Genomic DNA, 13,221 nt, shown 5'->3' with positions numbered 1-13,221 from the left:
CCAGCGCGGCTCCTGGCGCCGGGATTTTCGTCGAGGGCGCGAAGCCAAAGCGCAGCTGTACCGGGCGTACTGCAAGTTTTGGCGACAAAGCCCTCGGCGAAAAGACCAAGCGAGGTGTCGTGTTGGGTTTCACCACGGGCTCCTAGGCTAACACTCTCCCCCGCCAGGCGGCGCGACCCGCTGGCCGAGCTCCTCGAGCGCCGCGCTGGGCTGCGTCGCCCTTGTCGCGCTGACCACTCGACCCGCGAGGGTCCGGGCGACGTTGCGCCACAGCGCTGCGCGGTCGTCCGCGTCGCGCACACGCTCGAAGGCCGAGCGCGACAAGAAGAGCAGCCGGGTGTCGGGGCGGAGCACGACCAGCGAGGCGTGGCGGACACGATCGAGGGTGGTCGTGACGGCGCCAAAGACCTCTCCGGGGCCGAGCTGCGCGAGCGGGCGGCCATCGAGGCGGGCCTCGACGGCCCCGGCCAGGACCACCGCCACGCCGCGCACGCCGTCCCCCTCGCAAAAGGCGAGGTCCCCGGGCCGACCGTCGACGCAGACCGCGTTGGTCAGCAGCTCGCGGCGGCCGCGGGTCGACATGTCTGCGCTCAGGTCGGTGAGCAGGGGGTCGTCGAGCTCGGGGTTCCAGTAGCGGACCCCACAGTCCCGGGGCAGCTGGGGCGCGACGCGCTCGAACCACTCCAGGCCCTCGCGCGGCCACGGGCGCGGGACCTCGCGCAGCACCGAGAGCAGCGGCGAGCCGATCTCTGCCATGCCCGCCTCGTCGTAGCCGGCGAGCAGCGTGGGCACGCGATAGCCTCCGCCGGGCTTGGCCCAGACCCGCGCCAGGGGCCGGTAGCCCATGCGCTGGTAGAGCCCGAGCAGCGCCGGCTCGCAGGACACGCAAAACAGCTGCATGCCGTACCTGCGCAGGCTGATCTCGTAGAGCTTGCGGGTCAGCACCAAGGAGGCCGCGCTCTTGCGGTAGCTCGGCCGGATGACCATGCGCGCGGCGATGCCCGTGTGCACGAGCAGCTCCTGCGGGAGCAGGTCGAAGCGATACTCGCGGTGGGCCTCCGGGTCGTCGGCGACGCTCTCCCCGAACACGCCCCGGACGGCGCCGATGATCTCGCCGCTTCGACGCTCGCGCACCGCCAGCATGATCGTGCGCGCGCGCTGCTCGTCGAAGCCCGAGCTCTCCAGGGCGCTGCGCCCAGCCATGCGCCGCAGCTCCCAGCGCCGGACCTCGTCGATGATCTCCACGCAGGCCGCGTAGTCGCGCGGGTCTTCGATCTCGAAGGCCTCGAAGCGGCGCGTGAGCAGCTCGAGCTGGACGCGGGCGTAGTCGAGCCGAGTCAAGGCATGCTTCCTTCGAGGGACGAGGCGCGCAGCGAGGTGGGGCTGAAGATGCTCGACCCCTGCGCGACAGGCTCGGGCGGCGCCCCGTCTTCGCGCAGCCCCCATCCTGCCTGCTCCAACTCGAAGTCGTCGAGGTCGAGGCAGCCGCCGCGTCCAAAGCGTAAGCTCGGTGCGTTCGGCTCCCAATGCAACATGTGCGTGCCCACGGCCCCCTCCATGGCACGCAGCGATCCACCAGCCGCCCGCGCGACCAGGTGACCCGCCCGCGTGAGCAGCGAGCTCTCCCCCGCCTGCGCCCCCACGATGATCCCCCAGCCCGCCTCCCGGGCGGCGCGGACCAGACCGAGGGCGCGCAGCACTCCGCCGACCCGCGAGACCTTGAGGTTCAAGATCCACTCGGCATCGAGGGCCGCGAAGCGCTCGAAATCCTCCAATGTCAAGATCGCCTCGTCGAGGATCACCGGGACATCGAGCGCCCTGGCGATCAGCGCGACGGCCTCGGGCCGACCGCGGAGCAGGGGCTCCTCCACCGCCCAGTAGCCGTCGAGCTTGCTCAGATGAAGCAGCGCGCCCTCGATGTCGTGGCCAAAGGCGTTGTTCGCGTCGAGGCGGATCCGCGCGCCCGGTAGACGCTGGCGGACGTGGGCGATCAGCTCGCGGTCGCGCTCGAGGTCGCGGCCGACTTTGATCTTGAAGTCGCAAAGCGACATCGTCCCAATCCGATCCAGGAGCATGCGAGGTGGACGCATGCCGAGGACCGCGGTGTAGTGAAAGCGGCGCGGGCACTCGGGCAGGCCGAGCAGCGCCTCGACGCCGAGCCCCGCCTCGCGCGCGAAGAGATCCAAGACGGCTGTCTCGATGGCGCACCAGGCGGCTGGGTGGCGGTCGATGAGCGCGCCCGAGCGGTTGACGAAGCCCTGCAGGCCGTCGAGATCATCGAGCCAGTGGCGCCACAGCGCCGCGTTATCGGCGATCCAGGCGACCGCCTCCGCGAGCGTCTCACCGGTCTGATAGACCCGCGGGCAGCCCTCCCCGCGACCGACGAACTCGCCGCGCTGCGCGTGGACGAAGACCGCCTCGGAGCCCAGCCGCCGCGCGGACGCCTGCTCGAAGGCGACCTTGAAAGGTATCGAAAGCGCCCGGCCGCGAATGTCGACACATTGCGTCGACTCGGAGCTCACCACGGAAAACACCAACCATACCTATCACATCTCAACCTGACGCTGATACACCAAAACGCCTCACGGGCACGCTCTTGGCCCCCCAACGCGAGGTCTCCACCCGAGGTCTGCCCCAAACGGGGCATCGTGAAAACTAGAGCGGTCCGAGCACCATGGGCTCCTAGTGTGCGCGGCAGAGGACTTGAAGGGCCCCAGGCTTGGAGCACCGGCCGCTGACTTCGTTGCTCGTCAGTCATTTGTGCCCGACAAACTCCCTCCTCGCGCCTCGTCAGCAACCGGCGGTCCGGCGCCTGGGACCCTTCAAGTCCTCTGCCGCGCACACTAGCTCCAGCGCTCGGCGATCTCGGCTTCGACCACGATCGGGACCGTGTCGATCAGCTCGGCCATGGCCGCGATCATCACGCGCTCGACCAGCGCCTTGCCCTCCTCGGCCCGCGCGCTCGGGACCTCCGCGAGGTACTCGTCGTGGACCACGAGCACGCCTCGTCCCCCGATCGCGGCGAGCTCGCGGTGGAGACGGACCATGGCGAGCTTGAAGCCCTCGGCCGCGCTGCCCTGCACGGGGATGTTGAGGGCGGCGTTGTAGGAGAAGCGCCCCGCGGGGAAGGTCCGCCGCCTGCCCATGGCCGTGGTCACGGTCACCGCCTCGTGATCTCCACGCCGCGAGAGCCCGCGGATCCGGCGGTGCCAGGCGGAGATGCCAGGGAAGGTGCGAAAGAAGGCCTCGCGTGCCCCCGCGGCCGCGGCCTCGTCGAGCTCGAGGCCGTAGGAGTCCCGGGCGTACTCGCTAAAGCGCCGCGCGCCCATGCCAAACAAGAACCCGAAATTGACGGCCTTGGCGAGCTTGCGCTCGTGCGCATCGATGGCGTGCTCGGGCTTACCCGCCAAGTTGGCGGCCGTCGCCCGGTGCGGATCCCGGCCCGCGCGAAACACCGCGCGCAGGGCTTCGCAGGGGGCCATGTGGGCGGCGACGCGCAGCTCGATCTGCGCGTAGTCGGCGATGATCAGCGTGTGCCCCGGGGCCGGCACGAAGCAGCCACGCAGGCCTGGCGCCGTGTGCTCGCTGGGGACCTGCTGGAGGTTGGGGTCGGTGCACGCGAAGCGCCCCGAGTCGGCGGCCAGGGGATGCAGTCGGCAGCGGATGCGGTGATCGGGATCGACGAAGTCCCGCGCCCACCAGCGGTAGGTGGAGATCAGCTTGTCGAGGCGAGCCACGCGGGCCGCGTCGCGCTCGGCCTCGTCTTGCGCCGCGATCTCGCTGCGCTCGCGGACCCAGCTGGAGGCCACGCGCTCGAAGCCCGGCGCGTCGACGGCGATGCCCGTCGACTCCATGTCGACGACCGCGGGCAGCAGCTCGCACTCGAATTGGAACACCCGCGCCAGCCGACGCTCGCGCAGCTGTGGGGTCATGTGCTCGAGCAGCGCGAGCAGGGCCTCGGCCTCGCTCGCGACGCGCTCGTGGTTGTTGGTCTGGAGCAACAACCCGCCCTCGGGGAGCTCGCGCTCGAGGTGTTCGCGGACCAGGCGATCGAGGGGTCGATGATCCCGTCGACGGTCCGCGCCTTCCGCGAGCAAGGTCGCCGCCACCGTGACGCAGCCATAGCGGGGCGGCCTGCTCACGCCGGCGCCCGCGAGCAGCGCGAGCGAGCGGTGGGCGTCGGCGAAGACCAGGTAGGGCGGCTCATCCACGCCGGCCCACAGGCCCTCGAGCACGGCCACGCCCCCTTCGGCGAGCGCGTCTCGCTCGAGCACCAGCACTTTGGTCCCGCTTCCCTTTACCCCGGTGGCCCCTTCCCCCGAACCATCCCGGGGCTCGGGCACGGCGATCGCCACGGCCTCGAGGCTGGCTCCGCGATGGTCATCCCCGCTGCGCAAGCGCGCGCCCTGGCGCGTGCGCAGCTCCATGGCCACGCCGAGGACCTTGGGCCCGCGAGCGACGATGCGCTCGAGCATCGCCTGCGCTCGCGCGCGCTCGCGGACAGCGACGATCTGCGGCGGGGGCCACTGCGGTCGTGGCGGCTGAGCTTCGCCGGCGATACGCGAGTCTACGAGCTGCGCGCAGCTCGGACCAGCTCGCGCGCCTCGCCATGCCGCAGCCAGCGCCCGCGACCTTGCTGTCGTTGCGGTGATCTGCGCCTTCGCCCTAGACGCGCACCCCGGCCTTCCCCGAGGGTGTCTGCGGGAGGATCGCCATGACCGACGACGCTACGCACAAACATCTGCCCACCGTACCTGCGGGCAAGACCCGCGCTGCCGAGCCCGTGCGTCGCGTCAAGCCCCCGGTCGACCCGGCCACGCTCAACCACCGCGCGCTCCTCGGCGGCGACTTCTGGCGACGGATCCCCGCCTACCGTGACGTCGACGAGGCCACCTTCCTCGACTACCGCTGGCAGATGAAGCACTCGGTCACGAAGGTCGACAAGCTGCTGGCGACGCTCCAGGACCTGGCCAGCGCGGACTTCATCGCCGACATGCGCGACGGCTTCCGCCGCGCCCCCATGGCCGTGCGCGTCTCGCCCTACATGCTCTCGCTGATCGACTGGGACGAGCCCTACGCCGACCCGATCCGCCGCCAGTTCATCCCGACCGGCTCCGAGCTGCTCCCCGATCACCCCGAGCTCGACCTCGACTCGCTCCACGAGCAAGAGGACGCCCCGGTCCCCGGGCTGACCCACCGCTACCCTGACAAGGCGCTCTTCCTCGCCCTCGACACCTGCCCGGTCTACTGCCGGTTCTGCACGCGCAGCTACGCCGTCGGCCTCGACACCGACGAGTACGAGAAGGTCAGCCTCAAGCCGACCAACGACCGCTGGGAGGCCGCGTTCGAGTACATCGCCTCGCGCCCCGAGCTCGAGGACATCGTGATCTCCGGCGGCGACGCCTACAACCTGCGCAGCGACCACCTGAAGACCATCGGTGAGCGCCTGCTCTCGCTGCCCAACATCCGGCGCTTTCGCTTCGCCAGCAAGGGCCCGGCCGTGATGCCGCAGAAGATCCTCACCGACGACGCCTGGGTCGACGCGCTGACCAAGCTCGTCGAGCGCGGCCGCGCGGTGCACAAGGAAGTCTGCCTGCACACCCACTTCAACCACCCCAACGAGATCACCGAGATCAGCCAGCGCGCGATGAACAAGCTGTTCGAGCGCGGGGTGACGGTCCGCAACCAAAGCGTGCTCCAGCGCGGGGTCAACGACAGCGCCGCGGCCATGGGCCTGCTGGTCAAGCGCCTGAGCTACGTCAACGTGCACCCCTACTACGTGTACGTCCACGACCTGGTCAAGGGCGTCGAGAACCTGCGGACCACGGTCCAGACCGCGACCGAGATCGAAAAGCAAGTCCGCGGGCTGACGGCCGGCTTCAACACCCCGGTGTTCGTGGTCGACGCCCCCGGCGGCGGTGGCAAGCGCGACGCCCACTCCTACGACTGGTACGACCGGACCACCGGCGTCAGCGTCTACCGCAGCCCCAACGTCGACGCCGACGCCTACTACTGCTACTTCGACCCCATCGACCTGCTGCCCGAGGCCGGGCGCGCGCGCTGGGCCGACCCGGCGCAGCACCAGGCGATCATCGACGAGGCCGTGGGCAACGCCCGCACGCGGCCGGCCTGAACCTACTCGCCCTCGGCGATGGGCCTACTCGCCTTCGGCGATGGGATAGCCCCGCTCGACCCACTCGTAGTAGCCCTCGTCGAGCACCGCGATCTTCGTGAACCCAGCCGCGGCCAGGCTGTCGAAGGCCTGGCCCGAGATCGCGTGAGGGCAGCCGCAGTAGCTGACGATCCACAGGTCCTGGGGCAGCGCGTCGATCACCTGCTCGAGCTGAAAGAAGGGCACGGACACGGCCCCTTCGATGTGCCCGTCGACGAAGTCGGCGTGCGGGCGGGCGTCGAGGAGGATCATCGTCGCCCCGAGCGCGAGGGCGTCCGCGACGGCGTCGACGCCGACGTAGCGCCCCTCGCTGACCGCGAAGTCCGGATCCGGGCCGCCAGGGTTGAGCGCGGCGTCGCTGACGTCGGGCTCGAAGGCCGGCAGCGGCTCGCTGTCGACCTCGCGCTCCCAGCTGCGGATCAGCGCGGCGAGGTCGTCGATCTGGAGCGCCGTGAGCTGGTCGTCGAAGCTGGCCATGGCCGTGTCGGGCCGGCCCCGCGTGATGCTCTCGCGCAGATAGCCGTCGCTGACCTGCGTCAAAAACCATGGGTTCTCGAGGCTCATGTACTCGCCGCCGCGGCCGAGCTCGCCGTGGCAGCCCTCGCAGCCATAGACTTGGTAGTAGGTCTCACCGCGGATCACCGAGGCGCTGGGATCGAGCTCGAGTTCGTCGACCATGGCGTCCTCGACCTCCTGCCAGCTGCGGATGAAGGCCACGAGGTCGTCGATGTCACCGGCCGTCAGCGGCCCGGCACGCTCCTCGCCCCAGGCCGACATCGCCGTCCCGGGCCGACCGTAGCGGACGCTCGTCGCCAGGAACTCGTCGCTGGCCAGGCGCAGGAACTCCTGGTTGGCGAGGGCGTTGGCGTTGTCCGCCGCGTAGCCCTCCCCCGCCTCGCCATGGCAAAAGGCGCAGTACTCGGCATAGAGCGCCATGCCGTGCTCGAGGCTGATCTGCCCCGCGTCGCTCTCGCCCTCGCTGCCCTCGCTCGCCTCGCCGCCCGGCTCGTCCACCGGCGCGCAGGCCAACAGCGAGATCAGCGAGATCAGCGAGGTCGTCCATAGAAGCTGTGCAGCGCGCGGCATGGCCGTGGATCAGGTTAACACGCCCGATGTCGCCCACGATAGACTGGCGCCATGAAGGCGTCCTTCGTCACAATCGAGGTCCTGGCCGCGGCGCTGTGCTTGCTCCCTCTCGCCTGCGTCGACGAGCCCGCCGACTCCGACGACGCCACGAGCGGAGCCGAGGACGACGCCACGAGCGGGGCCGAGGACGACGCCACCGACACCTCGACCGACACCTCGACCGATACGGCCGAGGGCTCGACGGAGGACGCGGGGACCAGCGACACCGACACCAGCGAAGAAGGGGTCTGCGTCGGCGTCGCGCCGCTCATCGATGGCTCCGAGACGGACGCCGACGCCGACGCGGGCGCCGAGTCCAGCGCCGACACCGACGACCCCGTCTGCCCCGACTGCGCCCCAGCCTGGGCGCTCTACGACTTCCAGCCGCAAAGCTGCGGCTTCGAGCAGACCTACGGCCTCGAGTCCTTCGAGGGCCACGTCACCCTCGTCGCCATGCTCGCCGGCTGGTGCAGCTACTGCCAGAGCCAGGCCGTCAAGATGGAGCAGCTGCGCCTCGAGCTCCAGCTCGAGGGCTACGACGCCCAGTTCATCGCGATCAACGCGGTCTCGGCCGACAACGCGGACGATCAGCAGGCGCTCGTCGACCGCTGCGCCTTCCCGCTCTTCCAGGACACGGCAGAACAGGACGCCTGGGGCCTGCACGACAGCGGCAAGGACGACATCTTCGTCTACGCGGCCGACGGCACGCTCTCGATGGCGCTGCCCATCGAGGGCGACGTGCCCACGAACCTGTCGACGGACGAGGGCTACGCCGCGGTCAAGCAGGCGATCATCGACGCCTTCTAGGAGCCCGTGGTGGAACCCAGCGCGGCTCCTGGCGCCGGGATTTTTGTCGAGGGCGCGAAGCCAAAACGCCGCTGTACCGGGCGTACTGCAAGTTTTGGCGACAAAGCCTTCGGCGAAAAGACCAAGCCAGGTGTCGTGTTGGGTTTCACCACGGGCTCCTAGGAGCCCCAGCAGCTGTTGGGTAGGTCCACGCTCCCGACCCCCGGGCACTGGCACACGCCATAGCCCGAGCCCACGTGCTCGCCGCAGATCAGCCCGGGCTCGCAGTCCTCGTGGCGCGCACACACCGAATTGGGTGGTCCGTCCGAGGGGTAGGGCCACGCGCGGCAGTCGAAGCCCTCGAGGCCCTCGCAGCAGGCCTTGGCGTGGACCTCGACGGGGCTACAGACGAAGCACGCGAAGCTCATGAAGTTCATCGCCTCGCCCTCGCCGTCACACCACACGTCGATGTCGGCCCCGGAGCACACCCCCTGGCCGTCGATATCGCCGAATAGGCACATCCCGCCCCCTCCCCCGCCGCAGGGCTCATCCTCGGTGCACAGCTCGATCTCGAGGCCCTCGCAGGCGATGTTCTCCCAGTCCGCGAAGAGCGGGTCGCCCAGGGCGTCGACGTTGATCGCCGGCAGCGCGGGCAGGGGTGAGGGCGAGGGCATATCGCACTGCGGGTGCAGCTCTCCGCCTCCCGTCGTGGTCTCCTCCTCCCCGGTCGTCTCTTCGCCCGTCGTCTCTTCGCCCGTCGTCTCTTCCCCGGTCGTCTCTTCCCCGGTCGTCTCTTCCCCGGTCGTCTCTTCACCGGTCGTCTCTTCACCGGTCGTCTCTTCGTCCGTCGTCGCCTCGCCCGTATCCGAGTCGGAGCCCGCGTCCGGGGGATCATTGGGCAAGCAAGCGAGCGCAGACAGGCACACCGCGAGGGTCAACAAATGAGATGAGCGCATTGCCCCTGTTCGTGCCGCAGCGGCCATGGATCGATCACGCAGGCGCGCGCAGCGTCCGCCTTCGTCGGCGCCCGGCCTACAGCAGGTCCACGGTCCCAGCCGCCGTCGGGAGCTCGTTGTCGCCGACGTTGTGGCTGAAGCCGTAGCCCAGCTGGCCGAACTGATTGCTGCCCCAGCACATCACGCGGTGGTTATCGAGCACCACGCAGGTGTGGGCGCCGCCCACGGTGACGTCGATGACGCCGCGGCCGAGGCTCACGGGGCCGACGTCGCCGGGGACCTCGTCGTCGCCGATCAGCTCCTCGTGGCCCAGGCCGAGCTGGCCCGTGTCGTTGTTGCCCCAGCAGCGCAGCGCGCCGCTGTCGAGCAGGGCGCAGCTGTGCTCGTAGCCCGTCGCCAGCCCGACCGCCGCGGTCCCGAGATCGATGGGCTCGAGCGCAGAAGGCAGCTCGTCGGGGCCGTCGCCCCAGCTGTCTTGGTTGCCCTGACCGAGCTGCGCCTCGTCGTTGTTGCCCCAGCACAGCACGGCCCCGCTCGACAGCAGCGCGCAGCTGTACTCGAGCGCCATGCTCAGGCGCGAGACCGTCGTGCCCTCGGGCTGACCCGCGGGGATCAGCGAGAGCGCGACGACGTTGCCGGGGGTCTCGTCGTCGCCGATGTCCTTGGTGCCGCCGTAGCCCAGCTGCCCGCTCCCGTTCTCCCCCCAGCAGCGCACGGCCCCGCCGACGAGCAGCGCGCAGGTCGAATTGCCGCCGGCGGACAAAGAGGCGACCTCTCCCCCGAGGAAGATCGGCGCGACCGAGGAGGGCTGCTCGTTGTCGCCCACCGGCGCCGTGTTGCCCAGGCCGAGCTGGCCGCTCCCGTTGAGGCCCCAGCAGCGCGCCTCGCCCTCGATCCGCGCGCAGCTGTGCGCCGCCCCCAGGGCCAGCCCGCTCGTCAGGCCCCCGAGCGAGACCTCGCCGAGCTCGGCGAGGCCCTCGTCGTCGCCCAGGGTCTCGGTGTTCCCGTAGCCCAGCTGGCCCGTGCCGTTGAAGCCCCAGCAGCGCACGCCGCCGTCCTCGATCACCGCGCAGGTGTGCAAGCCCCCCGCCGAGATCGCGACCACGGGCGGCAGCGGGAGGTCGCCGACGTCCGCCGGTGACTCGTTGTCGCCCACGCTCTCGGTCGCGCCATAGCCCAGCTGGCCGGTCACGCCGTAGCCCCAGCAGCGCACCCGACCGCGCTCGATCAGCGCGCAGGTGTGCGAGCTGCCCGCGACGATGTCGAGGATCTCCGTGCGCGTGCAATCGTTGTCGCAGCCGTCGCCCTCGGCCCCGTTGCCGTCGTCGCAGACCTCGTTGGCGTCCAGCGCCCCGTTGCCGCACGAGTTGGTCACGCACACGCCCCCCTGACACTTCAGCCCCGCCGCGCAGCTGCCCTCCGAGCCGTCGCAGGCGCAGCCGAGGGTCTCGCAGGCGCCGGTGTCCTCCTCGCCCTCGTCCCCGCTCTCGTCCTCGCCGAGGTCGACGCAGACGCCCGCGTCGCAGGTCAGCCCGGCCTCGCAGCCGCCCCCCTGGGTGCACGCGCAGCCGAGGCTGGCGATCACGCAGTCCGAGTCACCGACCTCGCCCTCGCTCTCGCTCTCACTGGAGGCCGAAGTCTCGGCGCCGCCGGTCGCCGGCACGCATGCCAGCGCCAGCAGCCCGAGGAGCACGCTCGTCGCGGGCCGAGTCACCCCCGCAGTCTACCCGATGGGCACGCAGACCAGGACCTGCTCGGAGGTGTTCTCCTCGTCGCACTCGTTGAGCGCGCCAACGCCCTCCCCGTCGTCGTCGACCACCGCCCAGAGCGTGGCGGCGTCCGCGGACTGGCCGCTCTCGAGCGTGACCGTCTCCTTGGCCCCGGCCGGCAGCTGGTTTTGAGTCTGGACCGTGCCCAGGTAGCCGAGTTCCTCCTCGTAAAAGGAGACGTTGACCCCAGGCCCGACCCCGAGGCAGCCGAGGTTGGCGACGTCCACGCTCAAGTTGAGCTGCGGGCAGCTCTGGCCGTCCTCGATGCGCAGGTCGAAGAGCTGGAGATCCGGCGCGCAGAAGTCCGAGCTGCCCTGACCGTTGCGCCGGTAGGCGTTGTAGGGGTCGCCCTCGGGGACCAGCCACGAGCTCTCCTCGATCACCGGGATCGTGCCGTCGATGCCCACGTTGGTGATGTGATAGCTGTGCTGGTTCCAGACTGGCCGCGTGCCCACCCAGTTGTCGAGGGCGTCGCCCCAGACCTCGATGCCGGCGTCGCGGCCCCAGGAGATGTCGGCGTTGGTCGAGAACACCAGCTCCGCTTTGAAGTCGCCGTCGACGTCGGCGACCACCGGGTACTCGGTCCGCGTGCGCGAGGAGTTGTAGTCGCGGAACAGCACCTCGGTGTCGTCCATGACCCCGTCGCAGAGCGGGCCCGGCGGATCCAAGGTGCAGTCCGGCTCGACCCCGGGGTAGATGCGGATGTACTTCTCGTCGTTGTAAATGACCTCGTTGCGCCCGTCGCCGTCGAAATCGAACACCGAGGATCCCGTCACCCGGCTCGAGTCGTCCTCGGTGACCGCGTACCACAGCTGGGTGAAGGTGGTCCCGTCGAAGGTCACGACCACGTAGCGCGTGGACCCGGCGGTGCCGATGTCCATCTGCCCGTCGCCGTTGAAGTCGGCGATGTTCGGCGCGCCGCCGCGGTCGTCGGAGCCGGGGATGTTGAAGCTCGCCAGGGTCTCGCCGGTCTGGCCATTGAGCGCGTAGATCTGCCCGCCGCGCACGAGGATGACCTCCGCGAGGCCGTCGCCGTCGAAGTCCGCGACCCCGCAGCGCCCGTCGCCGACCTCGGCCTGCCACCAGATCTCACCGCTGAAGTCGCCGCCCGCGACGCTGCCCGAGGTCTTGTAGACCGTGTTGCCGCCGATCAGCTCGGGGCGCAGGTCCCCGTCGAGGTCGGCGACGCAAGAGATCGGGCCCTGACCGTCGCGGCCGATGCCGGCCCCGCCCTCCCACAGCAAGGTCCCGTCGTTGGCGTAGACCGCCGCGCCAAACACGATCTCGGCGGCGCCCTGGACGTCCATGTTGGCGATCGACACCGCCCCGCTGCTCTCGGCCCCCGCGAACGCCTCGGAGGTCCAAAGCGGCGTGCCGTCGTCGTCGATCGCCACCAGGTACTTGGTCTCGCCCTGGACCACGACCTCGGGTCGGCCGTCCTCGTCGATGTCGCCCACGGCCGGGTTCGCGGTGCTGTCGGAGTAGAACTCCGGATCGGTCACCGACCACAGCTGCTCGCCCGTGTCACCACGGATCGCCCGCATCACGCCCTCGGAGGTCGCGACGCCGTACTTGTAGGTGTTGAACACGATCTCCGGCACGCAGTCGCCGTCGAGATCGGCGACCACGGGGATCGAGGACACGTGCACGTTCTCGATCGCGTCGGCCGGCTGCAGGTGCGGCCAGGTCACCTGGCAGTAGCCGTCGAGGCAGACCTCGGCGGTCTGGCACACGCTATCGTCGGCGCACTGGATCAGCGCGCGCGCCCCCCAGGTGAACTCCGGGCGCGGGTTGAACTCGGCCGTCGGCGGCACGTACTCGCAGCTGGGATCGGCCTGGCTCGGCACGCACAGCCCGAGATCGCCGTCGCAGGTGTAGCCGGCGTCGCAGGACGAAGGATCGTCCTTGGTCGCGCAGCTGTAGTCGGAGCAGGCTCCGGCCGGGACCACGCACTGCCCGAGGTAGCAGACCTCGCTGCCGGCGCAGCACACCCCCGGGGAGCCGCAGGCCGGCTCCCCGCCGCAGTCATCGGCGCACGCGCCCTCGAAGCAGACCTCCCCCGTCGCGCAGCAGGTGTCCTCACAAGCCACCTCGTCCTCTTCGCAGACCACGCCCGTGTCGCTGGTGTCCTGGCTGCCCCCGCCCGTCTCCGCCGTCGAGCTCCCGTCGTCGCTGGACTCGGTCATCGAGCTCAGCCCCGTCTCGGAGGCTTCGTCGTCACCGGGGCGCCCGTCGTCACCGCAGGCGACGGCGAGCGTGGGGAGGGCGCAAGCGAAGATCGAGGGTAAGGCGCGTCGGTGCATGACGCGAGAGTAAGCCGAGCGCTGCCGCTCATGCATCCACGCTGGCTCCTCGCGCGCGCTCCTAGTTCAAGTTTCGCCGGACCCGAGGCGGCGCCGGACCGAGCCGACGC

9 protein-coding genes are annotated in these 13,221 nt (G+C 70.4%); 2 read left to right on the top strand and 7 right to left on the bottom strand.

The window, feature by feature from the left end:
• Positions 1-147: 147 nt before the first annotated feature.
• The 3 genes from G6O69_RS20225 to G6O69_RS20215 form a co-directional block, all read right to left on the bottom strand.
• Positions 148-1,341 (bottom strand): cyclic nucleotide-binding domain-containing protein, encoded by a 1,194-nt coding sequence (locus G6O69_RS20225; RefSeq protein ID WP_172305163.1) that lies wholly within the window; start codon positions 1,339-1,341, stop codon positions 148-150.
• Entirely contained in the window at positions 1,338-2,525 is a 1,188-nt protein-coding gene (locus G6O69_RS42280) for an enolase C-terminal domain-like protein (protein ID WP_176396975.1), read from the bottom strand. The genes G6O69_RS20225 and G6O69_RS42280 overlap by 4 nt, the downstream gene beginning before the upstream one ends.
• Positions 2,526-2,843: 318 nt before the next feature.
• A complete protein-coding gene (locus G6O69_RS20215) occupies positions 2,844-4,475 on the bottom strand; it encodes a DNA polymerase (protein ID WP_172305161.1) in 1,632 nt (543 codons plus the stop codon).
• Positions 4,476-4,714: 239 nt separating this feature from the next.
• Between G6O69_RS20215 and G6O69_RS20210 the strand changes: the two genes are divergently transcribed.
• Positions 4,715-6,133 (top strand): KamA family radical SAM protein, encoded by a 1,419-nt coding sequence (locus tag G6O69_RS20210; protein WP_172305160.1) that lies wholly within the window; start codon positions 4,715-4,717, stop codon positions 6,131-6,133.
• Between the two features lie 24 nt (positions 6,134-6,157).
• On the opposite strand, the gene G6O69_RS20205 is transcribed toward G6O69_RS20210, so the two are convergent.
• A complete protein-coding gene (locus G6O69_RS20205) occupies positions 6,158-7,258 on the bottom strand; it encodes a c-type cytochrome (RefSeq protein ID WP_172305159.1) in 1,101 nt (366 codons plus the stop codon).
• A gap of 51 nt (positions 7,259-7,309) precedes the next feature.
• Here G6O69_RS20205 and G6O69_RS20200 point away from each other — a divergent pair, with 51 nt between their 5' ends.
• A complete protein-coding gene (locus tag G6O69_RS20200; protein ID WP_172305158.1) occupies positions 7,310-8,104 on the top strand; it encodes a redoxin family protein in 795 nt (264 codons plus the stop codon).
• Positions 8,105-8,262: 158 nt separating this feature from the next.
• Here the strand turns inward: G6O69_RS20200 and G6O69_RS20195 are convergent, their stop codons facing one another.
• From G6O69_RS20195 to G6O69_RS20185, 3 genes are all read right to left on the bottom strand, one after another.
• Positions 8,263-9,039 (bottom strand): hypothetical protein, encoded by a 777-nt coding sequence (locus G6O69_RS20195; RefSeq protein ID WP_172305157.1) that lies wholly within the window; start codon positions 9,037-9,039, stop codon positions 8,263-8,265.
• Positions 9,040-9,115: 76 nt separating this feature from the next.
• Positions 9,116-10,753 (bottom strand): hypothetical protein, encoded by a 1,638-nt coding sequence (locus tag G6O69_RS20190; protein ID WP_172305156.1) that lies wholly within the window; start codon positions 10,751-10,753, stop codon positions 9,116-9,118.
• 9 nt (positions 10,754-10,762) lie between these two features.
• Positions 10,763-13,111: an FG-GAP-like repeat-containing protein gene (locus tag G6O69_RS20185; RefSeq protein ID WP_172305155.1), complete on the bottom strand. Its 2,349-nt coding sequence runs from the start codon at positions 13,109-13,111 to the stop codon at positions 10,763-10,765.
• Positions 13,112-13,221 lie beyond the last annotated feature (110 nt).

It is taken from the genome of Pseudenhygromyxa sp. WMMC2535 (assembly GCF_011083025.2).
This window is presented reverse-complemented; position numbering and strand designations above follow the sequence as displayed.

Bases quoted from the DNA above. Each gene is read 5' to 3' on its own strand.
- G6O69_RS20200 (WP_172305158.1), top strand. From the start codon at position 7,310: ATGAAGGCGTCCTTCGTCACAATCGAGGTCCTGGCCGCGGCGCTGTGC.
- G6O69_RS20195 (WP_172305157.1), bottom strand. From the start codon at position 9,039: ATGCGCTCATCTCATTTGTTGACCCTCGCGGTGTGCCTGTCTGCGCTC.
- G6O69_RS20185 (WP_172305155.1), bottom strand. From the start codon at position 13,111: ATGCACCGACGCGCCTTACCCTCGATCTTCGCTTGCGCCCTCCCCACG.
- G6O69_RS20205 (WP_172305159.1), bottom strand. From the start codon at position 7,258: ATGCCGCGCGCTGCACAGCTTCTATGGACGACCTCGCTGATCTCGCTG.
- G6O69_RS20215 (WP_172305161.1), bottom strand. From the start codon at position 4,475: ATGCTCGAGCGCATCGTCGCTCGCGGGCCCAAGGTCCTCGGCGTGGCC.
- G6O69_RS20210 (WP_172305160.1), top strand. From the start codon at position 4,715: ATGACCGACGACGCTACGCACAAACATCTGCCCACCGTACCTGCGGGC.